Raw genomic sequence first — 26,181 nt, 5'->3', positions numbered from 1 at the left:
TGAGGTGAATTGAGTGAGTACTTTCTTACAAGTTGTGTTTAGGAGTCTGGAAACAGGCAGTATTTACGCATTGGCAGCCCTTGGGATTATTATTGTTTTTAGAACGTCGTTTATCACAAACTTCTCCCAAGGCGTTGTGGCCATGTTCAATACGTTTGTGGTGACCTATTTATTTAGAACCATGGGCTTGCCTTTGTGGCTTGCAATATTTGGTGGGATTATAAGTGCTATTTTAGTTGGTTTTTTAATTGACATCGTCATTATCAGACACACCAAAAAGGTGTCGCCAGTGGCAAAGCAAATTATCACATTGGGCATGATTATGATTGTCCTTGGAATTACCCCCTTACTGTTTGGGGTTGATCCCTTGAGGTTGCCAAGACTAATAGAAGATGGAAACTTAACACTTTTGGGCGCCGACATTTCATATAATGGCCTTTTCAATATTGTGTTTGGAATTGCTGTCATGGTGACCCTATTCTACATTTTACAAAAAACAAAAGTGGGTCTTGCGGTTAGGGCTACAGCATCTAATGAGCATACAGCGAAGTTGATGGGTGTGCCAACGAAGACAGTTACCCTCGGTGCATGGGCAGTTGCTGGTGTACTCGGTGTTCTTTCAGGGGTAATGGCGGCACCTATGACGTCTGTAACGCTTAATCTGATGGATGAGATTCAAATTAATGCGCTAATTGCAGTTGTTTTAGGTGGTTTTCAGACCTTTTATGGACCTGTACTGGGTGCCTATATAATTGGAATTGGTCGAAACTTGCTTCTTTATTACGGATCCTCTGTTTGGGGTGGCCAGATTCTATACATTCTCATTTTGGTATTCCTGGTATTTAGGCCTCATGGCTTAATTGGAAAGAAAATCATTAAGAAAGTTTAGGTGACAAAATGAATACGATAAAAAAAATTATTAAAAATCCATATGCACATTTCATTCTACTTGGCGTTTTGTTGCTGTTTGTGCCTGTTTTGGCAGAGACTGGAATCTTTAAAGTCAGTTATATCACAACACTAGGCGGTGCCTTTATATTTGCGATTGCAGCACTAGGATTAAATATTCTTCTGGGTTTTTCGGGATTGATTTCACTTGGTACTTCTGGTTTTATGGGGCTTGCGGCGTATGTTTCAGCCTATGTGACCATGGACATGAACTTGCCTTTTGAAGTGGCTTTTTTATTAGCTGTTTTAATTCCAACACTAATTGGTGTTTTGGTTGGACTTGTCTCTTTAAAAATTGAGGGAATCTATCTTGCAATTGCAACGCTTGCGGTTTCAGAAGTTTTAAGAAAGACATTTGAAGAATTTGATTTTTTTACCAATGGATTTAGTGGGAAAAACGCACAGTATCCAACCCTGTTAGGGACCTTTGAACTGGACCGTACAGGGATGTACTACTTAATTGTCGTGGTCCTTGTTTTAATTATGATTTTGACATACAACTTAGTGAACGGCAGACTGGGAAGAGCCTTAAACGCCATGAGAGGTAGTGAAGCAGCATCTCAAGCAATGGGTGTTAATTTGCTGAATCACCGGTTAATTGCCTTTGCACTTGCAACTGTATATGCAAGTGTTGCAGGTGTCCTATATGTCCACTTTATCAAGTACTCTTATCCAAGCATTTGGTCATTAAAATTGTCATTGGATTTTCTGGCTATGATTATTATTGGTGGCCTTCGATCCATCTACGGAACGCTAATTGGGGCCTTGATTGTTTTTGCTGTTCCGGATATATTTCTTAAGCAATTGCCTTACTTCAATCAGTTATCTTATGTCTTGAATGGCGTGTTGATTATTCTGGTCATTATATTTTATCCACATGGATTGGTATATGCGAGATACGATATCAAGCGATTGTTCAATAAACTATTCAAAAAAGGAGCTTAGAAATGCATATAGATCATCAACCCAATATGGATGGGCTCGTTCTGAAAATTGAAAATTTATCCATCGCCTTTGGCGGCCTCAAAGCCGTGGACGATTTGTCGTTTGAAATCAAAGAAAATGAAGTCTTTGGTTTAATTGGGCCAAATGGTGCTGGGAAAACAACAGCCTTTAACTGTATTACACAATTTTATAGACCGGATTCTGGAAATATTTATTTTAAGGATCGAAAAGGTAAAGTTCAAAATTTATTGGAACATGGTGTACATGAAATTATTGAACTGGGTCTGGTTAGAACTTTTCAAAATGTCGAGTTGATTCGAGAGTTAAGTATAATTGACAATGTCTTAATCGGTGCCCATACAGATTTTAATGCGACAATTTTTGATCAAGCGTTTAGATTGCCTAGAGCCGTTAAAGAAGAACGCAGGATGCGGCAGAAGGCTTATGAGATTCTGGAAACACTGGGCATAGAAGACCGGGCAGACCAACTGGTTGGCGGACAGCCATATGGTATCTTAAAAAAAGTTGAATTTGCCAGATCTCTGATATCGGATCCAAAATTGATTATTTTAGATGAACCCGCAGCTGGCTTAAATGATACAGAAACCATGGAACTTTCAAAAAGAATTCGCCGCATCAGTAAAGAACTTAATTGTGCAATCTTGTTGGTGGAACATGATATGAGACTTGTTATGGATGTGTGCGATCGCATCTGTGCCATTTCATTTGGTAAGTTTCTTGCTAAAGGCACACCAAAAGAAATCAAGGAAAACAAGGATGTGCAGGTGGCATATCTTGGAATTGAGGTGACTGAAAATGCGGAAGAATAAGACACTCCTTAAAATAGAGAATCTGGTTGTAAGGTATGGTGCAGTTGAAGCATTAAAAGGCATTAATATGGAAGTCAATGAAGGCGAAATTGTAGCAATTCTGGGCGCAAACGGTGCTGGAAAAACGTCTACACTGAGAACAATCTCTGGTTTGGTAGAGTCATCAGGTGGGTCGATTGTCCTTGGAGATCAAGATATTACAAAAACTGAAGCGGAAAAAATATCGGCAATGGGAATCGGACAATCTCCAGAAGGCAGACAAGTTTTTAGGGACTTTACTGTGGAAGAAAATTTAAAGATTGGGGCATTCACCATTAAAGATAAAGCTCAAATTGAGTCTAATTTTAATAGGGTCTATGGGTATTTTCCAGTCCTTAAGGAACGCAAGAATCAATCGGCATCCACCCTTTCAGGGGGAGAACAACAAATGCTTGCCATTGCAAGAGCATTGATGGGAAGCCCTAAAATATTACTTTTGGATGAACCCTCTTTAGGCCTTGCACCTCTCATTGTACAAGATATTATGGACATTGTTAAAGAGATTAAGCAAGAAGGGACAACGGTTATTATCGTTGAACAAAATGCAGCGCAAACCCTTAAAATTGCTGATTATGCCTATGTACTTGAACTTGGACAGGTAAAAATGCATGGCGAAGCGTCAAAATTAAAAAATGATCCACACCTAATTGAAGCCTATCTAGGGGCACACTAAAGGTATTTAATCGACGTTGGATCGATTGAATATAGATTATTATGGAGTAAAATAAGAGGAGGATATTTATGAAACGAATTTTATCGCTTTTAATGGTATTTGTTATGGTTTTTTCAATGGCAGCATGTTCTAATGAACCGGCAGATAACAGTACAGCAGGTGGAGAATCAGAAGGCACAGAGGCCCCTCAAGACGCTCTTGAATGGGCTCAAGGTATTACAGATACACAGATTATTGTTGCCAATTCAGCAGCCACATCAGGCGCTTTTGCACCTGTTGGTGTCCCATTCAATGCTGGTATTGAAGCTTACTTCAAAAAGATTAATGGTGAAGGTGGCATTCAAGGTAGAGATATCGTATTTACACATGTAGACGATGAGTTTGATCCTGTTAAAGGTAAAGCAGCACTTTCGAGCTTTGTTGAAGATGAGAAAGTATTTGCAATTGTTGGTCATTTTGGAACACCAGTTGTTGCAGCAACATTAGAAGACCTTAAAGAGTATGGAATTCCTGCAGTATACTTTGCAACTGGTATTGGACAGTTGTATAATGATAAGGCAGAGGGTAGAGAACGAAATATATTCCCGGTTCAACCGATTTATAGAACTGAAGGACAAATCATGGTTGCCCGTGCTGTTGGTGACTTTGGTGCAAGTAAAATTGGTGTTATCTACACCAACGATGATGCTGGAAAAGATATGCTCTGGGGTGCAGAAACAATGGCAGAGCAGCTTGATGTTGAGTTGGTAATTCAGCAAGTGGCTGCTGGGGCAACAGACGTATCATCAGCAGTAACGACAATCAAGGATGCTGAAGTAGATTTTGTAATTGGGGCTGCAATTCAAGCGACAATTCCTACAATTATAAAAGAGCTTGCCGCTCAAAGTGTTAATAAAGATGTTATTACAACTTACGTAAACGTATCTCCAGTAATTGCTGAAGGCGTTGTAAATGAAATTAATGGTAAGTTTGATGTTTATGGAAATGGCTGGGTTTCTTTTGAAGGTGAAAGAGCCAATGCACTTGCTGAATTTGCTGAGTATACAGTGGGCTATGAAACCAATGTTTACGCTATGACAGGTTGGATTGCAGCACATTTCTTTGTTGAAGGTCTTAAACGTGTAGACGGTGTGATTACATGGGATACTTACATGGATGCCCTTGAAGAATCCCCAATCAACAACCCATTTGGTGGTCAAATTGACTTTGGTAACGGATTGCGTGCTGGAACACAGGAAATGAATCTTTCCAAAATCAATCATGACAATCCTGCTGGTGAGTGGGTTGAAGAAAAGCCGCTTCAAAGTATTGACTCAATCCTCAATTAATGTGGAATTAACGAAGTCGTGGGGGTTATCCCACGACTTTTGTATTTTTAAAAGGAGGTTAACGGTGAGAGAATTTGAATTTAAAAAAATTAACATTAATGACGAAGTGCTTGCCTATCGAGAGGGTGGTACCGGAAGTCGTAATTTGCTACTGATTCATGGAAACATGTCTTCGTCCTTACATTTTGATTTTTTAATGGATGCGCTATACGATACATTTAAAATCTATGCAGTTGATTTAAGAGGTTTTGGGCACTCATCTTACCATGAACGATTTGACGGGTTAGAGGCATTAAGTGAAGACCTTGAGATTTTTGTTGATAAATTAAGACTAAAAGATCTTGAACTGGTTGGTTGGTCAACTGGTGGCGGGATTGCCCTCCAATTTGCCGCGGATAATCCAGAATTAACAAGACGGGTTGTACTTCTTGAGAGCGTTGGGATTACAGGTTATCCAATTTTCAAAAAAGATGCATCAGGACAACCGATTTTGACAGAGCTTGCCATGACCAAAGAAGAGATTGAATCAGATCCAATTCAAGTAGCGCCGGTACTGGATGCCATAAAACGTGGCGATTCTGAGTTCTATAAAAACTTATGGAATGCAGCAATCTACACCGCGGGTAATACACCAGATCCAGAAGATTATAACCGTTATATTGACGAAATGTTGCTTCAAAGAAACTTAGTAGACATTGATTACGCATTAACCCGATTTAATATGTCAGACACACATAATGGCTACGTTCAAGGAAGTGGAGACATCCATAAGGTAAAATGTCCAGTGACGATTGTGCAGGGAGACAAGGATGTGGTTGTACCTATGGCAATGGCTCAAGGCATTAATGAAGCACTAAAAGACAATTCTAAGTTGATTATACTTGAAAATTCGGGTCATAATCCGATGGTGGATTCGTTTGACCAAGTCGTTTCTATAATAAAGGAGTTTTAGAATGGCGTATCTTGAAACGGTTCGCGGTAAAATTTATTACGAAATTCATGGAGATGGCGCGGAAACGCTCTTGATCTTAAATGGCATTATGATGAGTAGCAGCAGCTGGGGACCTTTTGTTGAAACATTGAAGGAACATACTAAAGTAGTACTGATGGATTTTTATGATCAAGGAAAGTCGACCTATTTAGATGGGCCTTATGATCAAACCCTTCAAGTGGAAGCTGTAAAAGATGTCGTTGCGTTTTTGGCGCTTAAAAACTTCACACTACTGGGAATTTCTTATGGTGGGGAGATTGCGATGCAATTTGCAGCCGAAAATTCTGAGTGCTTAAAACAGTTGATTTTAGCCAATACCACAGACTATACAGACCTACAACTTAAGGCAATTGGGGACAATTGGGTCCATGCTGCTGAAACGTGTGATGGCGGGAAATTTTTTAAAGCAACAATTCCGACAATTTATTCGCGGGCATTTTATGAGGCGCATAAAGAATGGTTGGATGCCCGAGAAGTTATGTTTTCAAATCTCTTTAAAAAACCCTGGTATGACGGGTTTATGAGGTTGGTTGTCAGTGCTGAAACCCATGATGCACGGGAAGTGTTAAATCAAATCAGTGTTCCAACTTTGATAATTGGTGCAGATGGTGACTTGATTACACCAATAGACAGGCAGGAAAGTCTGTCAAAAGCCATTAAAAATTCAGAACTTGTGGTCATTAAAGACTGTGGACATGCTTCTATGTATGAAAAGCCCAACGCCTTCTTTGCTTTAGTTATTGGCTTTATGAAGTTTGGTGGTAAAACATTTACGATATGATATAATAATTTTATCAAAGAAATTGGAGATAAAATTATGGATAAAATAATTAGACCTGCAACAAAAAATGATATGAACAGGCTCTTAGCGCTTAATGAAGAATCTGTTCATTTTCTTTCGCCTCTTGATCATAAAAGATTAGAAATGCTCGTTGATCAGTCTGAGCAAACTGTAGTGGTGGAAGTTGATGGACAAGTTGAAGCTTTTGCGATTGTTGTTAGAGAGGGAAAATCTTATGACAGTGTGAATTACCGTTGGTTCTTAGAAAAATATGATTCTTTTTTGTATGTGGATCGAGTGGTGGTTTCGGTTGAAAAACATGGGGAAGGGATTGGGCGTATGCTTTATGACCACTTGTTTGATTATGCTAAATCACATGGATTTCCAAGACTCACAGCAGAAATTGACATCAATCCACCAAATCCTGTTTCACTGAAATTTCACGAAACTTTTGGCTTCAAAGAAGTTGGAAAACAATCGGTTTATGATGGTAAAAAAGTTGTATCTTTGCAAGCCGTAGAGCTTGTGTGAAGGATTATTTATGAAAAACAAGTTTATTAGAAATTTGGGTATGCTTGGTATAATTGGCCTTGTTATAAAGTTAATTGGCGCATTGTATCGTGTGCCACTGGCTATATTTATGACAGAAGAGGCCATTTCTTATTATTCCTTAGCCTATCCATGGTATAACATGCTTATAATCGTCACATCAGGGGCAATCCCTGCTGTAACAGCCAAACTCACCGCCGAAGCAATTGCGGAAAACGATACAGCTGGAAAATTGAATACTTTTTATGTTACGCGGCGGTTGATGACAGGCCTAGGTCTTATAACAGCACTATTAATGTTCTTGTTTGCTGGTATTGTTTCATCGGCTTTAGGGTATCCTGAAAGTACATATTCGTTTTTTGTGCTTGGAATTGCAGCGTATTTTGTGGCCATGAACGCGAGCTTTAGGGGCTTTTTTCAAGGTGAGCAAAAATTACAGTTTTATGCGATTTCACAATTGATTGAACAGATAGGGCGTGTCACGCTTGGTATAGGCGTGGTGGCCTTATTTGCTGGACTGGCATTTAATGACAGTTTGCTTGCAGCTGCAGGGACTTCAGGGACTGCATTTGGAGGTTTGCTCAGTTGGGGGTATCTGTCTTATAAGTTTAAAAAACAATATCCAGAAAAGCCACCTAAACACTTGCCAATGAAAGCAATTGGGGCTAAAATTGCCAAATTGGTTGTGCCTTTGGCTTTAGGTGCATCCATAATGCCGCTTTTGGCCATGATCGATGGGACTTTAGTGGTATGGCGACTACAAAATGTGGGGTTTGTTGATACGGCAGCAATTCTTTTCTCGTATGTCTCTTTTTATTCTGCCCCTATTATTAACATTTCTCAAGTTGTCTTTTCAGCCCTACAAGTGATTTTATTGCCAATGATTACAACGAGCTTCACACAAAAAAGTGACAAGTTGAAACGACAAATTGAACTTGGCATACTGTTGTCAATTGTTTTAGGATTGCCAATAGGAATTGGAATTGCAGGATTTTCAAAAGAGATTCTCTTATTTTTCTATCCATCAAAGGAAAGTGTTGCAACAGATGCAGCGAGCGTACTCACAATTTTGGGTGGGTCTATTGTTTTTTTATCCCTGTATTTAGCAACAACAAGTATTTTGCAAGGAATGAATGCGTATAATAAACCTGTTCAAAATCTCTTTGTAGGCGCGGTTGTTAAAGTGGTTACAGCCTATGTTTTAATTGGGATTCCAGCTGTAAATATTGATGGCGCGGCTTACTCGACTTTACTTGCTTATGGGGTTGCAGCTCTTCTGAATACCGCATATGTATTTAAACTCTCGAAACCAGGAAAATTGTTTTATCAAAAAGTTGGCTTAACTTTGTTTGCGAATAGTATTATGATGATTTTTGCCAAACTTCTGTTTTCCAGATTGACACTCTTTTTACCTATGCGGTTAAATTTATTGATATCTGTTGGTCTTGCAGCCCTAGTTTACTTTGTGGCAATCGTTGGTTTTAAAATTGTTCGAAAAGTAGATTTTGATGCAATAGAAAAAGCATGAAAAACCCCTGTTTTCTAACGTATGCAACTTGATACGTTGAGAAGACAGGGGCTTTATATTTACCCTATGAATCCAGCATTGTTAGCATGAGTTCCCGAATCACTTTGCAGGCAAGAGCTGTGCTAATGCCCGATGAATCATAGTGGGGAGAGAGCTCGACAACATCTGCTGCCACAATATTAAGTGGCTTTAAGAGGTTTAGAATTTTGATCATGTCATTAAAAAAAATGCCACCAGGCTCTGGAGTTCCAGTTCCCGGGAATATGGAAGGGTCAAACACATCCAAATCAATGGTAACATAAACTGGAAGTGCGTTTCCAATTTTGGACAGGGTCGACTCAAGACTGTCAAAATTGAATTTTTCCAGATGCGTGTGTGCTTTTGCCCATTCAAATTCACTGCGTTCACCTGATCTGATACAAAATTGAAAGATACGCGAGTCGCCAAGAAAATCCCATGCCCGCCTGATTACAGAAGCATGAGAAAGGGATTCGCCCATGTAATCTGACCTTAAATCTGCATGTGCATCAAAATGCAACAGTATCATGTTGGGATAAGCCTTGAATGCGGCTTTTATTTGCCCTAAAGAAACAAGGTGCTCGCCACCAATTAAAAAGGATTTCTTACCCGCTTGGAGAATGTTTGAACCGGTTTCTTCAACCATTTGAACCATTTTTTCTGCATTTCCAAACGGGAGATCTAGGTTGCCGATATCTGTAAGTTTATAATCGTCTAAATCTAAATCCATATAAGGACTATAAGTTTCCAGTCCGTAGGAGTCCATTCGAATATAATCTGCTGCAAATCGGGTTCCAGGTCTAAATGAAGTTGTCGCGTCAAAAGGCGCTCCGAAAATAACCAGATCTGCCTCTTTAAAACTTGCATCACAGCCAATAAAAGTGTGAATGTTGGAAGTCATGTTCATTTTATTCCTCCAGTAAACGCTTCACAAAAGTTGGAAGTGCAAAACAGGCTTTGTGAAGGTCGCTGTTGTAATAGCGTGTATCAAGACCAAATGATTCCCATTTTTCTGGTTTGTGGTCTGTCACAGGGTCTAGTTTTTTGGATGCAAAGCCAAACAGCCAATGTCCAGATGGATAAGTCGGCATATGGAATTGATAAACCTTAGAAATTGGGAATATCTTTTTTATTTTAGTATGAGACCGTTTCATTTCATGTGCGTAGGATGGGTAATATGGACTTTCATGTTGATTGATTAAAATTCCGTTTTCGGAAAGTGCTGTGTAACAATCGGTGTAAAAGGCTTCAGAAAACAGACCTTCGCCAGGCCCAATCGGATCTGTTGAATCTACGAGAATCAAATCATATACGTTTTCTTTGCCATGAATGAACTTCAACCCATCTTCAAAAAATAAGGTGACTCTTGGATCGTCGAGTTTTGAAGCCGTAATTGGGAGATAGGACTGACAGGCACGGACCACCATTTCATCAATTTCAACCATGTGGATTTCTTCAATGTGTGGGTATCTTGTGAGTTCACGAACAGTGCCACCATCACCACCACCGATTACTAGGACTCTTTTTATATCTGGATTTGTTGCCATTGCAACGTGTGTAATCATATCATGATAGACAAACTCATCTTTTTCATTAACCATCATAAGCCCATCTAAGGTGAAAAACGTTCCGAATTCTTCGGATTCAAAAAAATCTATGTGTTGAAAAGGACTTTGTTCTGAATAAAAATGCTTTTTAACTTTAATTGAAAAATCAACTGTATCTGTGTGTTTTTCGGTGTACCATAGTTCCATGAGAACCTCCTTTGTTATTTAACAACTTTGATTGTATTGGCTTTAGGGTCTTCCATGCCGGTTAAAATACCGTGTGATGTCTTAAAAAGTTTAATCTGTTCAATAACGGACGCGTTTATACGTTCCCCATAACTGATTACAGGAATCCCTGGTGGATAACTCATTAAAGACTCAGCGCTGATTCGGCCGAGTGTTTCATCAAGTGGGATGGTTTCCTTTTCTGCGTAAAAAGCCTCTCTTGGGGTTAATACCACTTCAGGAAAATGCAAATCAATTTTAGGATAATCTATACGAGAATTTTGATGTTTTTGTGAAATATCTTTTAAAGCAGCGATTAGTGCATCGACGTGGTCAAAATCATCGCCAAGGCTTAAAATGGCAAGTGAATTGTAAACATCACCTGTTTCCATTTGAATGTTGTACGAATCCCTTAAGAGGTCATACAGTTCCATACCATTTAGCCCCATATTACGCGTTGTTACACTAAGTTTTGTTGGGTCAAAGTGAAATATACCAGGTCTGCCAATGGATTCTTTTCCGATTGCATAGCAACCAGGAATAGCATTGATGGCGTTTCGAGCATAATCTGCAACGGAGAGGATATGATTTAGCATATCATGGCCGTGTAGCGCAAGTTGCTTGCGTGCCACATCCAAGGACCCAATCAAAAGATAAGATGGAGATGTGGTTTGCATTAAATTAATAACCTTACGAACGTAGTTTCCATCTAGACGCGTTTCTTTAAGTAAAAGTGCTGAGCTTTGAGTCAATGAACCGCCAGTTTTATGAAGGCTGACAGCGGACATGTCGGCGCCTGCTTGCATGCCGCTTAGTGGAAACTTTTCATTAAAATGAAAGTGCGTTCCGTGGGCCTCGTCAACGAGAGCGAACATATTGTGTGTGTGACAAAAATCAACAATGGTTTTTAAGTCGCTTACGGCACCATAATACGTTGGATTGATTATAAGAACTGCTTTTGAATCTGGGTGTGCTGTATAGGCTTTTTTAAGAGAATCCAAAGTTATATTGTGGGAAACCCCCATTTCAGAATCCAATTCGGGTTCCATAAAAACAGGGTGGGCGCCACTGAGAATTAGAGCGTTAATCGCAGACTTATGGACATTTCTAGGTAAAATGATTTTATCTCCAGTGGTTACGGTTGCCATAATCATGGTTTGAACTGCAAAAGAGGTCCCGTTGACTATGAAGTAACCTCGATCTGCACCAAAAGCTTCGGCGAGTAAAGTCTCCGCTTCTTGAATAACCGAGGTGGGATTTCCTAGGAAATCAAGAGGCTTCATTGAATTTACATCCAATTCAAGCATGGCATCGCCAAAGTAAGCTTTATATTCAGAAAGCCCCCTGCCATGTTTGTGGCCAGGGACGTCAAAAGGAATAACATTTCGTTCCCGGTATGCCTTCATGGCAGTGAATACCGGTGTTTTATTTTGATCGAGCATTTCTGCCTCCAGTCTGTTAAATTCGACTCATATTTCTGCCGTAAAATATTTCACCCATTTCTTTTTTGAGTTTTGATATAATTTCACGTTGTTCTTTGGGTGTTAAATCTTCTTTAGAAACAGCAAAAAGATAATTGTCCAGATCGAAATCTTTTAAGAGCATTTTCGTATGAAAAATATTTTCTTGATAAACGTTGACATCAATCAACTGATATTTATTAAGTGTGCGTTTGGCAATATAGTTTTGAATGGAATTGATATTGTGGTCGATAAACAATTTTTGTCCTGATGCAGCTCTTGTAAACCCTCTAACCCTGTAATCAGCAGTGATGATGTCTGAGTCAAAACTGTCAATTAGATAATTCAGAGCTTTTAGGGGGGATATTTGACCACAAGTTGACACGTCAATATCCACTCTAAATGTGCTGATGCCATTATCAGGGTGGTATTCTGGATACGTGTGAACGGTTAAATGACTTTTATCTAAGTGGCCGACCACATGCTGTGGCACGTTGACCAAGAGTCCTTTGTTGCAGGATGGATCCACTGCTGCATCTGGTACTTCTTCTTCTGATATGAGAATTGTTACGCTGGCACCTTGTGGGTCGTAGTCTTGTTTGGCAACATTTAAAACATGAGCCCCAATCATCCGAGTGACATCCTCAAGAATTTTAGTAAGTCTTTCAGAATTATATTGCTCATCAATGTATTCAATATATTTTTGTCGATCCTCAGCCGATCTTGTATAGCAAATGTCATAAATATTAAAACTCAATGTTTTTGTTAGGTTGTTGAACCCATGTAACTTTATTTTTTTGTACCCTTTCACTAGGCGCCTCCTCATAAAAAAGAATCAAAAATATGCCCTTGAATATACTTAAAATATTAACCTTAAAGTATACCAATACTATTTTTTACACATGTACAATTATAGCACAAAAATTTGGAAATACTAGTCTTTATCTGATTTTTATATATATTTTTTTTCACATTAATCCTATGACAATGGTTTAAAATATTAATAAAAAAAAGAACAATGTCTAAGCATTGCTCTTTTTAAAACGATTGTTAACGTTCTAGTTTTGGGACGTAGTGCAAGATTCTAACGGCGTTTAATACAGCGAGTAATGCAACGCCAACATCTGCAAAAATTGCCATCCACATAGAACTAAGGCCAACGATTCCCAACCCCATAATAATTATTTTTGTGGACAAAGCAAATACAATGTTTTGTTTGACGATAAATTTGGTTTTTGCGGCAATCTGCATCGCATGCACAATTTTGGAAGGCTCGTCTGTCATGAAAACGATATCAGAAGCCTCGATTGCAGCATCACTACCGATGGACCCCATGGATATGCCAACAGTGGCTCCGGCTAATACAGGGGCATCATTGATGCCATCACCTAAAAAAGCAACCTTATGGCCTTGGCTGATAAGATTTTGGACAATCGTATATTTTTCTTCTGGAAGCAACTGGCTGTGGGTTTCATTGATATTAAGTGTTGAACTGACAGCTTGCGCAGTTATATCTCGATCTCCGGTCAATAGGATTGTTTTTTTACCGAGTTTATTAAGCGCTTGAATGGTGTAACCCGCATCTGGTTTTAGGGCATCACGGATATCAATTGCACCGAGATAAGTTTTGTTTTTAGCAACATATACAACCGTATATGGGGATTCAATGTGTGGCACATCAATACCATGTTCCTTAAGAAGGATGCGATTGCCCGCAAGGACAGTCTCACTGTTTAGATTTAAAAGAACGCCCTTGCCACTGATTTCATGATAACTTACATGATCTGTGTGACTAAGATAGGCTTTACCATATGCGACGATGGATTTTGCAATGGGATGATTAGACCCCTGTTCTGCTGAAACAGCATATTCAAGTAGGGTTTCTTTACTGATGGTTGGGGCAGGCATTACAGAGGCCACTTCAAAGCGCCCTTCAGTAAGGGTTCCTGTTTTATCGAAAACAACAGTGTCCACCCCATTTAAAGCCTCTAGATAATTGCTTCCTTTAACAAGAATGCCATGACTGGATGCATTTCCAAGGCCACTAAAAAAGCCTAATGGGACTGAAACCACAAGTGCACATGGGCAAGAAATCACCAAAAATATAAGGCTACGATAAAGCCAAGTGCTGAACGTACCTATCTGTAAAAGAAAAGGTGGGATAAGGGCAAGTCCAATTGCTAAAAATACGACAATGGGTGTATAGTAACGGGCAAATTTTGTGATAAAATTTTCAGTAGGTGCTTTGTGTTGCGTTGCATTCTCAACTAAATCTAGAATTTTAGCGACAGTTGATTCTCGAAACAAGGTAGTTGTTTGGATTTCAAGTATGGCATTTTTTACGACGGAACCGCTCAGAACGTTAGCATCTTTTGACACGTGAACAGGAAGGGATTCGCCTGTAAGTGCAGAAGTGTCTATGTCGGCAGATCCTTTTCTAATAATGCCATCAAGAGGGATACGTTCACCGGGTTTAACTAAAATTGTTTCCCCAATCAAAACCATTTCAGGAGATACTGTTTGCCAAATACCATCTCTTTTTACAGTTGCAGTATCTGGCCTAATATCTAGAAGTGAGCTGATGGTCGATTTTGATCGATTAATGGCTAAATCTTGGAAGTATTCGCCAATTTCGTAAAAAATCATGACGGCTACAGCTTCTGGATATTCCCCAATTGCAATGGCACCAAATGTTGCTAAAGCCATTAAAAAGTTCTCGTCAAAAATATCTCTGTTTCTAATATTGCGCAAAGATTTGGCGAGTACCTTGTATCCAGACAATAAATAAGCTGTCATAAACAGAAGAATTTTCAGGATAGACCAAGGCACAATGAATGCCATGATTAATAATCCAAGTGAAGTTACTAGACGTATAAGTTCCTTCTTGTTGTGCCTATAGCCATTAACTTTAGATGTGTTTAGAGTGATTTTTTCCACTCTTACATCGGGTTCTAAATCATGAACGATATCTTCAATTTGTTTTATAACAGTTTCTGAAGAACTGGGCATACTTGTAAAGGTGATTTTTGATCTGGCAAAATCCAAAACAAGGTTTTCAACACCTTCGATATCTTTTGATCTGTTTTCAATTTTTGCAGCACAGTTTGCACACCCCAAACCGTCAAGTTTTAAATGTGTTTTTACCATGATGGGTCTCCTTTATGTGAAATATGGTCAATGCCTTGATTTAAAATGTTTAAGACATGCTGATCATCCAGAGCGTAATAAACCACTTTTCCAGCTTTACGATTTCGAACCAATCTGTTTGTTCTAAGTGTGTTTAATTGGTGAGAGATGGAGGACTGTGACATGTCTAAAGCGGCAGAAATATCACACACGCACATTTCTTTTAGAGATAGGAGTTGAAGAATTCGAACGCGTGTTGGGTCACCAAGTACTCTGAACAAGGCAGCAGTACTTTTCGCTGTATCATCAGGTAAGAGGTGTTCTTTAACAGCAGTTACAATTTCTTCATGAATGACTGTACAGTTGCAAAAGTTATGAGAATCCATAAGGTACTCCTTTATTTTAAAGATTGAACACATGAACATCTATTCATATGATAGGTCTATTTTAAGACTTTCCGCTAGAAAAGTCAATAAAAAAACCCTGTTCCAAAAGGAACAGGGGTCACGATCAGCTTAGTGTCTTTTTGAATGTGTCGGCTTAATGGTGTCTTGAATTGCAGAGTTTAAGTCACAAAAACTTTGATTCAGTCTATCAAGGCTTGTCAAATCCAAACCGTTAAACTGCTGGCTCATTTCATCTGTAAACCCAGACAAGGTGGATTCTACAATGTTAACCCCTTTATCTGTTAATGTCACATAATAAACGCGTTTGTCATCTGAGTCGATTTGCTTTTTAATATAGCCATCTTCAATGGCAGTTTTTACATATCGGCTGCAGTTTGGCAATGAAATGTTTAGCAAATCTGCAATTTCAGAAATCATCAATTTCTTATGACGATAAACTGTGTGCAATAATCTGAACTCCAATTTACTGACGGCTTGATTTTGATTTTTAATGAGACTACTTTGAATGACTTCCTCATAAAAATCATTAAAAATCATGACCTGCTTGATAATGTTCTTGATTTTTTTGTTGTTGTTCTTCATGATTATCACGCTCCTATATTCATTATAAAATGTCATGTATATAAATGCAACACATTCTTGATTATTGACGGGTATGATTTTTGCCCAATATGATAAATTTTGTAGTTGTGAGTGCATGTAAGCCCATTGGGCCACGCGCGTGCAATTTTTGTGTGCTTATTCCGATTTCAGCGCCAAATCCGAACACATAGCCATCTGTAAAACGCGTGGACGCATTTACATATACAGCAGCACTATCCACTTCATGCGTGAAACGACGAGAATTCTCATACGAATGCGTAAGGATTGATTCTGAATGTCCTGTAGAATAAGTGTCAATATGAGATATAGCGGCATCCATTGAATCAACCAATTTTACAGCCAGTTTATAGTCTAAATATTCAGTGCACCAATCGCGTTCAGTGGCAAGATGAACGCCAGATTGAGGTGGGTCAATAAGAGGCATCGCCTCTTTACAGAGGGCCAAGGTTACCTTTTGATTTCTTAACCGCTGAACTAAGGCAGGGACAAGTTTAGGTGCGATCTGCTTGTGTATCAGAACCGTTTCTACTGCATTACAGGCACCTGGGCGTTGAATTTTTGCGTTTTCAATAATGTCAATGGCAGATTCCACGGAATACTCTGCATCTACATAGATGTGACAGTTACCAGCCCCTGTTTCAATGACGGGCACCTTAGAGTTGTGGACAACAAATTGGATTAGACCCGCGCCCCCTCTTGGAATAATGCAGTCAATATACTCTGTAGCCTCCAGCAAATCTTTTACCAGTGCCCTATCTGTTGATTCCACAAGTTGGACACATCCTTCAGGTATATTTGTAAAGGATATGGCCGATCGGATGGCTTTCATCATAGCCATATTGGTTTCAAGTGCATCTGATCCGCCTTTTAAAATGACTGCATTACCAGTTTTAAGGCACAGAGCCGTGGCATCAATAGTCACATTTGGTCTTGATTCATAAATAATACCAATTACACCAAGGGGAACGCGTTTGGATGAGATTTCTAGGCCATCTGTATTGATCCAAGACCCATCAGAGGCACCGATGGGATCTTTGAGTTCAATAACTTGTTTTAAACCACTTAGCATGTCGTTAAACTTAAGTGTATTAAGTTCCAATCGCTCAAGAAGCGCGGCGCTTAAGCCAATTGACTTGGCTCGATCTAGGTCGCGTTCATTGGCCTCAAGTATTTTATGCTTGTTTTCAAGGAGTGCATTATGTATAGCACTTAATAAGGCGTTTTTTTCAGTTTCTGAAAGGATGCTTAATTTTCTTGAAGCAGATTTTGCATTGCGGCCCAATTCATTTATATCTATATACTGATTCATAGCTTTACCCCTCTTTATGACTAGAAAATTTAAAAACAGTCCCTGTTGCAACGCCATCAAAACACTGGTTTAGAATATTTTTTGTACTTGCATTTACAATAAGCATGTCCTTATTGAAGGTGTGTAGAATTTTTGCGGCATTAAATTTTGTAATCATCCCCCCAGTCCCAACTGTTGAACTGGTATCACTGGCAGTAATCTCATTAAGCGCTTGAAGGGAGCCAATAGAAGGGATCAATCTGGCATCAGGATGACGATTTGGGTCTTTGGTGTAGACACCATCAATGTCGGATAGAATAACAAGCAAATCAAAATCAGCCATGACGCAAACTTCAGCTGAAAGCGTGTCGTTGTCTCCAACTTTAATTTCATCAACAGCAACCACATCATTCTCATTGACGATGGGAATAATGCGATGTTCAATAAGACGATCCAACGCATGGATACAATGTGACCGTCTCTTGTCTGAAGCCATATCATCTTTTGTAAGTAAGATTTGAGCGACAGTAAGGCCAAATTCTGAAAAGAATTTGTCGTACATGTGCATTAGAACGCTTTGACCTATCGCAGCGGCAGCTTGTTTTTCTGAGATTTCAAGCGGTCTGTTGGCAAATTTTAATTTTCCCATCCCTGCAGCAATTGCACCTGAAGACACGATGATAATATCGCGACCTGAGTTGTAAAGGTTGGCAATTTGCTTAACAAGTTGTTCCATTTTCCATAGATCAATTAATCCGCTGTCATGTGTTAGAGAAGAAGACCCGATTTTAATGACGATTTTCTGATAGGTTTTAATGGTATCCATTTTAGTTCTCCTACTTGTCTTTATCAAATGAGTATATCACAAAAATAAAAAAAGGGCACTCACAGATGTGAGGCCAATAGATTAAGGAAGATTAAGAATTGATATAGAATGATAATTCTGCTTCACAGACAATCTCATCATTGACCTTGGCATACCCCTTGGCAACACCAAAATTATGTCTGTGTTTGATAAGTTCTACTCTTAATTGAAGGGAATCTCCTGGGATAACTTTTCGTCTAAATTTACACTTGTCAACACCTGCAAAATACGCGATTTTCCCTGAATTTTCTTCTTTTTTGAGCAATAATATGGCGCCGGTCTGGGCCAATGCTTCTATAATTAAGACACCTGGCATCACATGTTCTGTAGGGAAGTGGCCCTGGAAAAAAGGTTCATTTATCGTAACATTTTTTATCCCTACAATGGTGGTTTCGTTCTCAATGTCCGTAATACGGTCTACGAGAACAAAAGGGTATCTGTGTGGCAGGATTTTTTGGATGGTGTTGCTGTCAATCATAGCGCATCTCCTAGGGGATATTTCCCGAAAATTAATGTGGCATTGTGCCCCCCGAAACCTAGGGAGTTTGTGAGCGCGTAACTTATATTTGCTTCGCGTCCAAGGTTTGGAACATAGTCTAGATCACACTCAGGATCTGCTTCGTTGAAGTTGATTGTTGCGGGTATGAACCCGTTTTGTAATGCCAAAGCACAGACCGCTGACTCAACGCCTCCGGCTGCGCCAAGAAGATGTCCGGTCATGGATTTTGTTGAGGAAACTGGAACTTTGTAAGCATACGGACCAAATGCTGATTTAATCGCGGCTGTTTCAAAAATATCGTTATAGGGTGTACTGGTACCGTGCGCGTTAATGTATCCAATATCCTCAGGTGTTAAGCCTGCATCTCTTAATGCTGCCTTCATAGCACGTGAACCGCCTTCACCACCAGGTGCTGGAGTTGTAATATGGTGCGCATCACTTGTGGCACCATAGCCCAAAAGTTCAGCATAGATCTTAGCACCTCTTGATAAAGCGTGATCTAAAGTCTCAAGCACTAGCATTGCAGCACCTTCCGCCATAACGAAACCACTTCTATCTTTGTCAAATGGAATTGAGGCACGCATTGGATCGGACGACTCACAAAGTGCAGTCATGGCCTGAAACCCACCAATTCCCAGTGGTGTAATTGAGGCTTCAGTACCACCGGCCAACATGACATCATGAATGCCACACCTTAAATCTTTAAGGGCCTCTCCAATGGCACTTGCACTAGACGCACAAGCTGTATTATACGTTAAGCAGGAGCCTTTTATGCCCAAATCTATAGAGACATTACCAGCAGCCATATTGGAAATTGACATTGGGATAAAAAATGGAGAAATTCTGTCAGCGCCTTTTGAAAACATTTTATGAGAGGAATCTTGTATGGTATCAAGTCCACCGATACCACATCCCATATAAACGCCGATACGGTCTGCGTTGTCCTGGGTAATTTCTAGAGAAGCATCCTCAACAGCAAGTCTAGAAGCGGCAATTGAAAATTGGGTGAATCGATCCATTCGTTTGGCTTCTTTTTTCCCGATCCATTGTGTGGGATCGAAATCTTTAATTTCGCCGGCAACTTTAACTTTATAATTCGTGGTGTCAAAAGACTCAATCAGGGACATACCACAAGTGCCTGATTTTATATTTTCCCAAAAGGGTTTAACACCTGTTCCAATAGGTGTAACAAGCCCGATTCCAGTTACAACAATTCGTTTAGTCATATTTTGAACCTCCATTGGTTTGTTTTATATGGCCATTCCGCCATCAACTTGAATAATCTGCCCAGTAATATAGGCGGATTGATCCGATGCTAAAAATAAAACTAAGTTTGATACATCTTCAGCTGAGCCAAAAGATCCGAGAGGAATCTGTGACAGAGCTGCTTTTTTTGCATTCTCACTCAGTGCGTCTGTCATATCAGTTTTGATAAATCCAGGTGCAATAGCGTTTACGGTTACACCCCGAGGTGCAAGCTCTCGAGCGGCGGTTTTGGTAAGTCCAATTACACCTGCTTTAGAAGCTGCGTAATTTGCTTGACCAATATTGCCTTTTAGTCCTACAACGGATGAAATGTTGATGATTCTTCCTGACCGTTGTTTCATCATATTACGTGCGACGTGTCTTAAGCAGTTAAAAGAGCCTTTGAGATTGGTTTGTATAACTGAATCAAATTCAGCTTCGGACATTCTAATGATGAGATTGTCTTTGGTGATGCCAGCATTGTTCACAAGAAGATCGACTTGACCAAATGTATCAATTGCTTTTTTCACAAGGTCTTCAGCAGCGTTGTAGTCACTCACATCGCCTTGAACAAAAAGAACTTTTGTTTTTAAAGTTTCAGCGAATTGAGTGAGTGAATCTGAGGGCGTCCTGTAATTAAGGACAAGATTGTAACCTGCGTCAGATAAGTGGCGGGCAATGACTTTTCCAATGCCCCGTGTTGCCCCTGTAACGATAGCGGTTTTCATATATGGCTCCTATTCTATATGGCTTTTACCATAGGTTTATTATCTTCAATTATTTCAATTGCTTTATAGAGTGATTCTATAGAGTCAATGGAGAGCACTTTAATGGATCGGTCTATTTTTGCGACAAATCCACCAAGCGCAGAACCGGGACCAAATTCAATTAAGGTATCAATCCCTAGAGCCTTCATGGATTCAATACATTTAACCCATTCAACTGTTGAAGTAACTTGCTTGGAAAGATATTCTGGAATCAAGTGCTCGGATGTGATAAGTCGACCATTGATATTTGTAACGACAGGGAGTTTCATTTCGTCAAAGTGAATGTCTTTAAGCGCTGTCTCCAATTTTAATTCGGCATTTTTTAACATGGATGTATGAAATGGGGCGCTTACAGAAAGTGGGGTCACGCGCTTTGCGCCTAACTTAAGTGCAACTTCGCCTGCGTGTTTAAGGCCAGCATGCATACCACCAATAACAATTTGCTTTGGAGAATTGATATTTGAGATTTCAACTTTTCCGTGTTTAGATGCCTCTGTGATTAAGTCTTCATAATGTATGGGGTTTAATCCTGTTATGGCAGTAAGGCCACCAATTCCTGCAGGAACAGCTTCTTGCATAAAGAGGCCCCTTTTGCGAACCAGTTTAACGGCTTCTTCAAAGGATAGAGAGCCTGATGCCACATGAGCGCTGTATTCGCCAAGGGACAAACCAGAAGCAGCAACTGGGTTAACGGATGTCAAAGATTCAAATGCTCTAAGCATGGCAATGGAAGTTGTAAGTATAGCTGGCTGGGTCACTTCAGTCATGGAAAGCGCTTCCAATGTGCCTTCGAAACAAATTCGCTTTAAGTCTATACCTAAAGCAAGATTTGCACGATCGTAAATGGATTTTGATGCATCGAAAGAATCGTAAAAATCTTTACCCATTCCAGGTTTTTGAGAACCTTGTCCAGCAAAAATATAACCTATTTTCATAGTTTCCTCCTCATTACAGTGGTCATGTGTGTGAATATGTCTTCGATAATTTCTTTCGCTGAGGCTTCAGTTTGTACCAGACCCGCAATTTGACCTGCCATAACCGATCCCCAGGCCATATCGCCCAAAACAGCCGCTTTTCGCAGGGCGCCTGCCCCCAATGCCTCAATTTCCTCTGGGGAAGCGCCATTTTTTTCAAGCGCCATATAGTGACGGTAGAGTTTGTTTTTGAGAATTCTGACAGGATGACCAGTACTCCTGCCAGTTACAACAGTTGAAGTGTCTTTGGCTTTTAAAATCATTTCCTTGTAGGCAGGGTGTATGTTGCACTCCTTTGCCACCAAAAAACGGGTACCAACTTGTATGCCTTCTGCACCGAGTAAAAAAGCGGCTGCAGCACCTCTACCATCTGCAATACCACCTGCAGCAATAACAGGTACTGAGACAGCGTCTGCGACTTGTGGCACAAGTGTCATAGTCGTGAGTTCACCCACATGCCCGCCAGCTTCTGTGCCTTCTGCAATTATCGCAGATGCACCCAGTTGAACCATACGTTTGGCAAGTGCAACTGTCGGTACAACGGGAATCACTTTAATGCCTGCAGATAGAAATCTCTCCATGTGCTTTCCGGGACTACCAGCGCCTGTAATGACCACAGGAACCCGTTCTTCAATTGCCAGGTCTACGAGGTCTTCTGCATGGGGACTCAGGAGCATGATGTTTAAGGCGTAAGGTTTATTTGTTTTGGATTTCATGAGATCAATTTGATTTTTAATCAAAGCTTTTTCAGCATTGCCGCCCGCTATGACCCCCAATCCACCCGCATTTGAAACCGCAGAAGCAAGTTCTGCATCTGATATCCAGGCCATACCGCCCTGAATGATGGGATATTCGATTGACAAAAGATTTGTCAGTTGAGTTTTCATGGGTGCCTCCATCTGTTTATAAAAAGTTTATTTTCTCTTATGATGCAAGAAAATCCATGACCGAAGTCCTGGATTTTCGAATAATTATGATGCTTTATTTTCAATATACTTGACAATGTCGCCTACAGTTTTAATGGTTGATGCATCGCTTTCGTCAACTTTAATTTCAAAAGTGTCTTCAATTGACATAATAAGATCGACCATATCTAAAGAGTCTGCACCGAGATCCTCTTTAAGGCCACTCTCTAGGGTTACTTCATTTTCATCCAAATCCAATTCATCCACCAATAGTGCTTTTACTTTTTCAAAACTCATTTTATGCCTCCTAAATTCAATATAATTTCCGTATGAACACCCAAAGTATAAAAGAAGCAAAGCTGGTAAACAAGAGCTTTTATAAATTGTTTATAAATCAGTATAAAAAGTTTATGGGAAAGTATTGACCAAGATTAAAGAGAAAGGTATTATATATGAGTGAATTCGAATATACTCATATAGGAGGCTTTATGGTTGATTTGTTTAAAACACTTGGCGACTTAAACCGGTTGCGTTTGTTACATGTGATGATGCATCAATCTGTGTGTGTGTGTGAGTTGGAAGTGATTTTAGAGATGACACAGTCTAATGTGTCGCGGCATTTATCTAAATTAAAGGCTATACATGCCCTAGATTCTGATAAAGAGGCGCAGTGGATACATTATTCTATTTCAAAATCTTTTGTAAAAAGACATGCTGGCTTGATTGCTTATTTGGAGGGTGAATTTACGAAAGAACCTGTCTATCAAGAAGATCTGAGGCGACTTTCAGTTTACCAAAAAGAAGCATTGACATGTCAGAATATTACAACGGATAAAGAGGGTGTCCTAAAAATATTATCACTTAATTTTAAAGGAGCTAGCGATGGATAAAATAAAAGATTTAACTGTAAAAGAAGAAATGAGTGTCTTTGAAAGGTATCTCACTTTATGGGTGGCTTTATGCATTGTTGCTGGTGTGCTCATTGGAGAATACCTGCCAGCAATTCCAGAATTTTTGAGTACTTTTGAGTATGCGAGAGTGTCAATACCCGTTGCAATTCTCATTTGGTTAATGATCTTCCCAATGATGTTAAAGGTGGATTTTTCAAGTATCATGCGGGCAACGCGAAAACCAAAAGGGTTAACAGTAACTTGTGTAACAAATTGGTTGATTTTTGGTCAAAAGCATGGAAATTAAAACATGAGATTGCGGCGCCAGCGGCTTTAATTGGTGCCAGTAATTTCTTTGAACTTGCAGTTGCTGTTGCGATAGCACTTTTTGGTCTAAATTCAGGGGCCGCCCTAGCAACAGTTGTAGGGGTTTTGGTAGAAGTTCCTGTTATGCTAACCCTTGTAAAGGTTGCAAACAGAACACGAGGATGGTTTGAATAGATTAAAATAGGAGGTTTTTATGAAAGCGAAAGTCGCATTTGTGTGTGTGCATAATTCTTGTAGGAGTCAAATGGCTGAAGGCTGGGCCAAAGCAATAGGTCAGGAAGTGTTAGAGGCTTATTCAGCAGGAACCGAAACCTATCCTGAGGTTAAGCCCTTAGCAGTGGCAGTAATGGAGGAGGCTGGCATTGATATGAGCGGGCATTTTCCCAAGCTGTTAAGTGATATTCCAGAAGAACTGGATATATTGATTACAATGGGTTGTAATGTGGTGTGTCCCTATGTACCTAATAAACATACGGAAGATTGGGGACTGGATGATCCTTCTGGTGGCCCGATTGAAGGCTATCGTCATACGCGAGATCTTATCCGAGATAAAGTGGAAGCGCTTGTTCGCAGGATAGAATCAGGAGAGATTCCGTTATAAGAACACGAAACAAATTGTTTAAGCCCACCCTCAATGCTGTATATATGAGATAAGTAATCACAGTATTGGAGGTGGGCTTATGTTTAAATCTATAGAAATTAAGACTTCAAAACAAAGTGAAATGATTGAAGTCCTAAAACAGGTTAAAGATTTTGTGACTCAAAGTGGTGTATTGCACGGCGTTGTAGTTGTCACTGTCCCACATACCACGGCAGCTGTAACGTTGAATAAAAACTATGATGCTGGCGTTAAAAATGATGTCCTTGTTGAGATGGATGAATTGGTGCCTCAAGAAGGCAAATATACACACATAGAAGGCAATAGCGCTGCAAATGTGAAATCCGCTCTCTTTGGCAATTCACTTACAGTTATCATTGACGATGGCAGATTGGAACTTGGAATGTTTCAATCCATATTCTTGTGCGAGTTTGCAGGACCAAGGAAAAGAAAAGTTTTAATGAAGATTATGGAAGGCTAACAGTTAGGCATTTCCATTGCCTTCAACAAATTGACGAAATCATCCACTGCAGGAGATTGGGTTCTTTTTTTACTTGTGAGCAAATAAATCTCGCGAATGAGTTTGAGCCCCTTGATTTCAAATGTTTGAATTGGCAGGATGTCCTTATAACAGTTATATATGCTTTTTGAGGTATAGGAAAAGCCTACGTTTTCTGAAACCAATTTAAAAATAAGATTCATGTTGTCCACTTCAAGTATGTTGTCAAGAAGTGAAGTATCCATACCTTGCTCTACCATTGTGCGTTCAAGATCCAAACGTGTTCCTGATTTTTCAGTACGTCCAATCATATTGTATTTTGACGCTTCGAGTATGTCTACAACGCCCTTAAGTGGGGCGTTTTTTGCGCTTATGAAAACAATTTCATCATCATAGAGATGGGTTGCATGAAAACGGTCATTTTCCACTTTCATCCCTACAATTCCAATATCAGAAGTATGGGAACAGACATCTTCAAGGATTAATGTGGAACTTTTTTCCTCAATGACGAATCGAACATCAGGGTGCCTTTGCCTAAAAGCTTTTAAAGCGGCAGGTAGGACGACGATACTGGGGGTTGTTGAAGTGGAAATTTGAATGCTTCCTTGAATTGCACTTTCCGCATTGACCAAGTGATGCAAGGCTTTATTTTTGGTGTTAATCATATCTAAAGCATAAGTCAGAAATTCTTTGCCAACAGGTGTGAGATTGACCTCTTTTGAAGTTCGATCAAAGAGTGAGACTGAAAGCTCCTTTTCTAGGTTTGCAATGTGCAAACTGATGGTGGGTTGGGAAAGATAAAGGGCTTTACCTGCTTTTGAAAAATTTTTATATTTGGCGACATTTATAAATGCCTCCAGTTGTCTAAAATCCATATCAATCACCTTGTATAATGAACTCGTAGTCAAGTTACGGTCATTATCCTTTCTTATACGATATAATTAACATAGTGTTGTGGATTGGTTTCATCACCTACAGCTTGACTGTTTCTTTGAGGCTCCAACCACATATCTATGTTTTTTTGTTGATAAGTTAGATAACGCTTTGACGTTTGATCTAGGGCAAGGATACATAACATAGAACCATGTGGAACCACAGCCAACTTTTTAAAAAGGATGTGATTTTATGATTTATATTGGCATTGATGTTGCCAAAGATAAGCACGACTGCTTTATCGTTAATTCTGACGGTGAAGTCATCAAGGATGTTTTCACCATCCCTAATACTCTCAATGGATTCAATACTTTATTAGAAGCCATCCCTAATGTATCTAAAGATAAAATTAAAGTGGGACTTGAAGCTACTGGTCACTACAGCCTTAACCTT

The 26,181-nt window shown here is 39.6% G+C and carries 29 protein-coding genes and 1 pseudogene; 14 read left to right on the top strand and 16 right to left on the bottom strand.

The window, feature by feature from the left end:
* The first annotated feature begins 13 nt into the window (after positions 1 to 13).
* The 9 genes from JOC49_RS07795 to JOC49_RS07755 all read left to right on the top strand — a co-directional run bounded on the left by JOC49_RS07795 (position 14) and on the right by JOC49_RS07755 (position 8,612).
* Complete coding sequence (locus JOC49_RS07795; protein WP_204664059.1) at positions 14 to 889, top strand: branched-chain amino acid ABC transporter permease; 876 nt, start codon at positions 14 to 16, stop codon at positions 887 to 889.
* 8 nt (positions 890 to 897) lie between these two features.
* Positions 898 to 1,893 carry a branched-chain amino acid ABC transporter permease gene (locus tag JOC49_RS07790; RefSeq protein WP_204664057.1) on the top strand — a complete coding sequence of 332 codons (996 nt, stop codon included), beginning with the start codon at positions 898 to 900 and terminating at the stop codon, positions 1,891 to 1,893.
* Positions 1,894 to 1,895: 2 nt separating this feature from the next.
* Positions 1,896 to 2,723 carry an ABC transporter ATP-binding protein gene (locus JOC49_RS07785; protein ID WP_243423640.1) on the top strand — a complete coding sequence of 276 codons (828 nt, stop codon included), beginning with the start codon at positions 1,896 to 1,898 and terminating at the stop codon, positions 2,721 to 2,723.
* A complete protein-coding gene (locus JOC49_RS07780; protein ID WP_204664054.1) occupies positions 2,710 to 3,435 on the top strand; it encodes an ABC transporter ATP-binding protein in 726 nt (241 codons plus the stop codon). Before JOC49_RS07785 ends, JOC49_RS07780 begins: the two co-directional genes overlap by 14 nt.
* Before the next feature lie 68 nt (positions 3,436 to 3,503).
* Complete coding sequence (locus JOC49_RS07775; protein WP_204664052.1) at positions 3,504 to 4,763, top strand: ABC transporter substrate-binding protein; 1,260 nt, start codon at positions 3,504 to 3,506, stop codon at positions 4,761 to 4,763.
* Between the two features lie 64 nt (positions 4,764 to 4,827).
* Entirely contained in the window at positions 4,828 to 5,715 is an 888-nt protein-coding gene (gene phaZ / locus JOC49_RS07770) for an intracellular short-chain-length polyhydroxyalkanoate depolymerase (protein WP_341534666.1), read from the top strand.
* Position 5,716: 1 nt separating this feature from the next.
* Positions 5,717 to 6,535: an alpha/beta fold hydrolase gene (locus JOC49_RS07765; protein ID WP_204664048.1), complete on the top strand. Its 819-nt coding sequence runs from the start codon at positions 5,717 to 5,719 to the stop codon at positions 6,533 to 6,535.
* A 36-nt stretch (positions 6,536 to 6,571) separates the two neighbouring features.
* Entirely contained in the window at positions 6,572 to 7,066 is a 495-nt protein-coding gene (locus tag JOC49_RS07760; protein ID WP_204664047.1) for a GNAT family N-acetyltransferase, read from the top strand.
* A gap of 10 nt (positions 7,067 to 7,076) precedes the next feature.
* Positions 7,077 to 8,612 (top strand): putative polysaccharide biosynthesis protein, encoded by a 1,536-nt coding sequence (locus JOC49_RS07755; RefSeq protein ID WP_204664045.1) that lies wholly within the window; start codon positions 7,077 to 7,079, stop codon positions 8,610 to 8,612.
* Positions 8,613 to 8,676: 64 nt separating this feature from the next.
* Here the strand turns inward: JOC49_RS07755 and speB are convergent, their stop codons facing one another.
* The 15 genes from speB to acpP form a co-directional block, all read right to left on the bottom strand.
* Positions 8,677 to 9,537 carry an agmatinase gene (gene speB / locus JOC49_RS07750; protein WP_204664043.1) on the bottom strand — a complete coding sequence of 287 codons (861 nt, stop codon included), beginning with the start codon at positions 9,535 to 9,537 and terminating at the stop codon, positions 8,677 to 8,679.
* Between the two features lies 1 nt (position 9,538).
* On the bottom strand, positions 9,539 to 10,384 hold the full coding sequence (gene speE, locus JOC49_RS07745; protein ID WP_204664041.1) for a polyamine aminopropyltransferase: 846 nt from the start codon (positions 10,382 to 10,384) through the stop codon (positions 9,539 to 9,541).
* 14 nt (positions 10,385 to 10,398) lie between these two features.
* A complete protein-coding gene (locus JOC49_RS07740; RefSeq protein ID WP_204664039.1) occupies positions 10,399 to 11,844 on the bottom strand; it encodes an aminotransferase class I/II-fold pyridoxal phosphate-dependent enzyme in 1,446 nt (481 codons plus the stop codon).
* 16 nt (positions 11,845 to 11,860) lie between these two features.
* On the bottom strand, positions 11,861 to 12,688 hold the full coding sequence (speD, locus tag JOC49_RS07735; RefSeq protein ID WP_204664037.1) for an adenosylmethionine decarboxylase: 828 nt from the start codon (positions 12,686 to 12,688) through the stop codon (positions 11,861 to 11,863).
* Between the two features lie 224 nt (positions 12,689 to 12,912).
* Positions 12,913 to 15,009 carry a heavy metal translocating P-type ATPase gene (locus tag JOC49_RS07730; protein WP_204664035.1) on the bottom strand — a complete coding sequence of 699 codons (2,097 nt, stop codon included), beginning with the start codon at positions 15,007 to 15,009 and terminating at the stop codon, positions 12,913 to 12,915.
* The gene (locus tag JOC49_RS07725) at positions 15,003 to 15,374 is read right to left on the bottom strand and encodes an ArsR/SmtB family transcription factor (protein WP_204664034.1); all 372 of its coding nucleotides are present in this window, start codon (positions 15,372 to 15,374) and stop codon (positions 15,003 to 15,005) included. Before JOC49_RS07725 ends, JOC49_RS07730 begins: the two co-directional genes overlap by 7 nt.
* A 129-nt stretch (positions 15,375 to 15,503) precedes the next feature.
* On the bottom strand, positions 15,504 to 15,977 hold the full coding sequence (locus JOC49_RS07720) for a MarR family winged helix-turn-helix transcriptional regulator (protein WP_204664033.1): 474 nt from the start codon (positions 15,975 to 15,977) through the stop codon (positions 15,504 to 15,506).
* 61 nt (positions 15,978 to 16,038) lie between these two features.
* Positions 16,039 to 17,307 (bottom strand): glutamate-5-semialdehyde dehydrogenase, encoded by a 1,269-nt coding sequence (locus JOC49_RS07715; protein WP_204664032.1) that lies wholly within the window; start codon positions 17,305 to 17,307, stop codon positions 16,039 to 16,041.
* Positions 17,308 to 17,311: 4 nt separating this feature from the next.
* A complete protein-coding gene (gene proB / locus JOC49_RS07710) occupies positions 17,312 to 18,112 on the bottom strand; it encodes a glutamate 5-kinase (RefSeq protein WP_204664031.1) in 801 nt (266 codons plus the stop codon).
* 91 nt (positions 18,113 to 18,203) lie between these two features.
* Entirely contained in the window at positions 18,204 to 18,629 is a 426-nt protein-coding gene (gene fabZ / locus JOC49_RS07705; RefSeq protein WP_204664030.1) for a 3-hydroxyacyl-ACP dehydratase FabZ, read from the bottom strand.
* Positions 18,626 to 19,876 carry a beta-ketoacyl-ACP synthase II gene (gene fabF, locus JOC49_RS07700; protein ID WP_204664029.1) on the bottom strand — a complete coding sequence of 417 codons (1,251 nt, stop codon included), beginning with the start codon at positions 19,874 to 19,876 and terminating at the stop codon, positions 18,626 to 18,628. The genes fabZ and fabF overlap by 4 nt, the downstream gene beginning before the upstream one ends.
* Positions 19,877 to 19,900: 24 nt before the next feature.
* On the bottom strand, positions 19,901 to 20,623 hold the full coding sequence (fabG, locus tag JOC49_RS07695) for a 3-oxoacyl-[acyl-carrier-protein] reductase (protein ID WP_204664027.1): 723 nt from the start codon (positions 20,621 to 20,623) through the stop codon (positions 19,901 to 19,903).
* Between the two features lie 14 nt (positions 20,624 to 20,637).
* A complete protein-coding gene (gene fabD, locus JOC49_RS07690) occupies positions 20,638 to 21,597 on the bottom strand; it encodes an ACP S-malonyltransferase (RefSeq protein ID WP_204664025.1) in 960 nt (319 codons plus the stop codon).
* Complete coding sequence (gene fabK / locus JOC49_RS07685) at positions 21,594 to 22,523, bottom strand: enoyl-[acyl-carrier-protein] reductase FabK (RefSeq protein WP_423875362.1); 930 nt, start codon at positions 22,521 to 22,523, stop codon at positions 21,594 to 21,596. The genes fabD and fabK overlap by 4 nt, the downstream gene beginning before the upstream one ends.
* An 84-nt stretch (positions 22,524 to 22,607) precedes the next feature.
* On the bottom strand, positions 22,608 to 22,838 hold the full coding sequence (acpP, locus tag JOC49_RS07680; RefSeq protein ID WP_204664021.1) for an acyl carrier protein: 231 nt from the start codon (positions 22,836 to 22,838) through the stop codon (positions 22,608 to 22,610).
* A gap of 191 nt (positions 22,839 to 23,029) precedes the next feature.
* Here acpP and JOC49_RS07675 point away from each other — a divergent pair, with 191 nt between their 5' ends.
* The 4 genes and pseudogenes from JOC49_RS07675 (at position 23,030) to JOC49_RS07660 (ending at position 24,837) form a co-directional block, all read left to right on the top strand.
* Entirely contained in the window at positions 23,030 to 23,431 is a 402-nt protein-coding gene (locus JOC49_RS07675) for an ArsR/SmtB family transcription factor (protein WP_204664019.1), read from the top strand.
* Positions 23,424 to 23,932, top strand: a pseudogene (locus JOC49_RS07670) (arsenic resistance protein). Before JOC49_RS07675 ends, JOC49_RS07670 begins: the two are co-directional and overlap by 8 nt.
* A 19-nt stretch (positions 23,933 to 23,951) precedes the next feature.
* Complete coding sequence (locus JOC49_RS07665; RefSeq protein ID WP_204664017.1) at positions 23,952 to 24,359, top strand: arsenate reductase ArsC; 408 nt, start codon at positions 23,952 to 23,954, stop codon at positions 24,357 to 24,359.
* Positions 24,360 to 24,438: 79 nt separating this feature from the next.
* Entirely contained in the window at positions 24,439 to 24,837 is a 399-nt protein-coding gene (locus JOC49_RS07660) for a secondary thiamine-phosphate synthase enzyme YjbQ (RefSeq protein ID WP_204664015.1), read from the top strand.
* Here JOC49_RS07660 and JOC49_RS07655 read toward each other — a convergent pair.
* The gene (locus JOC49_RS07655; protein WP_204664013.1) at positions 24,834 to 25,730 is read right to left on the bottom strand and encodes a selenium metabolism-associated LysR family transcriptional regulator; all 897 of its coding nucleotides are present in this window, start codon (positions 25,728 to 25,730) and stop codon (positions 24,834 to 24,836) included. The two genes, JOC49_RS07660 and JOC49_RS07655, sit on opposite strands and share 4 nt — an antisense overlap.
* 250 nt (positions 25,731 to 25,980) lie before the next feature.
* Between JOC49_RS07655 and JOC49_RS07650 the strand changes: the two genes are divergently transcribed.
* A partial coding sequence (locus tag JOC49_RS07650; RefSeq protein WP_204664011.1) for an IS110 family transposase occupies positions 25,981 to 26,181 on the top strand: 201 nt, incomplete at its 3' end.

Source organism: Fusibacter tunisiensis, from assembly GCF_016908355.1.
Classification (GTDB): Bacteria; Bacillota; Clostridia; order Peptostreptococcales; family Acidaminobacteraceae; genus Fusibacter_D; species Fusibacter_D tunisiensis.
This window is presented reverse-complemented; position numbering and strand designations above follow the sequence as displayed.

Bases quoted from the DNA above. Each gene is read 5' to 3' on its own strand.
- JOC49_RS07755 (WP_204664045.1), top strand. From the start codon at position 7,077: ATGAAAAACAAGTTTATTAGAAATTTGGGTATGCTTGGTATAATTGGC.
- JOC49_RS07655 (WP_204664013.1), bottom strand. From the start codon at position 25,730: ATGGATTTTAGACAACTGGAGGCATTTATAAATGTCGCCAAATATAAA.
- JOC49_RS07720 (WP_204664033.1), bottom strand. From the start codon at position 15,977: ATGAAGAACAACAACAAAAAAATCAAGAACATTATCAAGCAGGTCATG.
- acpP (WP_204664021.1), bottom strand. From the start codon at position 22,838: ATGAGTTTTGAAAAAGTAAAAGCACTATTGGTGGATGAATTGGATTTG.
- JOC49_RS07715 (WP_204664032.1), bottom strand. From the start codon at position 17,307: ATGAATCAGTATATAGATATAAATGAATTGGGCCGCAATGCAAAATCT.
- JOC49_RS07775 (WP_204664052.1), top strand. From the start codon at position 3,504: ATGAAACGAATTTTATCGCTTTTAATGGTATTTGTTATGGTTTTTTCA.
- JOC49_RS07760 (WP_204664047.1), top strand. From the start codon at position 6,572: ATGGATAAAATAATTAGACCTGCAACAAAAAATGATATGAACAGGCTC.
- JOC49_RS07725 (WP_204664034.1), bottom strand. From the start codon at position 15,374: ATGGATTCTCATAACTTTTGCAACTGTACAGTCATTCATGAAGAAATT.
- speD (WP_204664037.1), bottom strand. From the start codon at position 12,688: ATGAGGAGGCGCCTAGTGAAAGGGTACAAAAAAATAAAGTTACATGGG.
- fabG (WP_204664027.1), bottom strand. From the start codon at position 20,623: ATGAAAACCGCTATCGTTACAGGGGCAACACGGGGCATTGGAAAAGTC.
- JOC49_RS07765 (WP_204664048.1), top strand. From the start codon at position 5,717: ATGGCGTATCTTGAAACGGTTCGCGGTAAAATTTATTACGAAATTCAT.
- JOC49_RS07660 (WP_204664015.1), top strand. From the start codon at position 24,439: ATGTTTAAATCTATAGAAATTAAGACTTCAAAACAAAGTGAAATGATT.
- JOC49_RS07740 (WP_204664039.1), bottom strand. From the start codon at position 11,844: ATGCTCGATCAAAATAAAACACCGGTATTCACTGCCATGAAGGCATAC.
- JOC49_RS07730 (WP_204664035.1), bottom strand. From the start codon at position 15,009: ATGGTAAAAACACATTTAAAACTTGACGGTTTGGGGTGTGCAAACTGT.
- proB (WP_204664031.1), bottom strand. From the start codon at position 18,112: ATGGATACCATTAAAACCTATCAGAAAATCGTCATTAAAATCGGGTCT.
- fabZ (WP_204664030.1), bottom strand. From the start codon at position 18,629: ATGATTGACAGCAACACCATCCAAAAAATCCTGCCACACAGATACCCT.
- fabF (WP_204664029.1), bottom strand. From the start codon at position 19,876: ATGACTAAACGAATTGTTGTAACTGGAATCGGGCTTGTTACACCTATT.
- fabK (WP_423875362.1), bottom strand. From the start codon at position 22,523: ATGAAAACTCAACTGACAAATCTTTTGTCAATCGAATATCCCATCATT.
- fabD (WP_204664025.1), bottom strand. From the start codon at position 21,597: ATGAAAATAGGTTATATTTTTGCTGGACAAGGTTCTCAAAAACCTGGA.
- JOC49_RS07785 (WP_243423640.1), top strand. From the start codon at position 1,896: ATGCATATAGATCATCAACCCAATATGGATGGGCTCGTTCTGAAAATT.
- speE (WP_204664041.1), bottom strand. From the start codon at position 10,384: ATGGAACTATGGTACACCGAAAAACACACAGATACAGTTGATTTTTCA.
- JOC49_RS07780 (WP_204664054.1), top strand. From the start codon at position 2,710: ATGCGGAAGAATAAGACACTCCTTAAAATAGAGAATCTGGTTGTAAGG.
- JOC49_RS07665 (WP_204664017.1), top strand. From the start codon at position 23,952: ATGAAAGCGAAAGTCGCATTTGTGTGTGTGCATAATTCTTGTAGGAGT.
- JOC49_RS07675 (WP_204664019.1), top strand. From the start codon at position 23,030: ATGGTTGATTTGTTTAAAACACTTGGCGACTTAAACCGGTTGCGTTTG.
- speB (WP_204664043.1), bottom strand. From the start codon at position 9,537: ATGAACATGACTTCCAACATTCACACTTTTATTGGCTGTGATGCAAGT.
- JOC49_RS07790 (WP_204664057.1), top strand. From the start codon at position 898: ATGAATACGATAAAAAAAATTATTAAAAATCCATATGCACATTTCATT.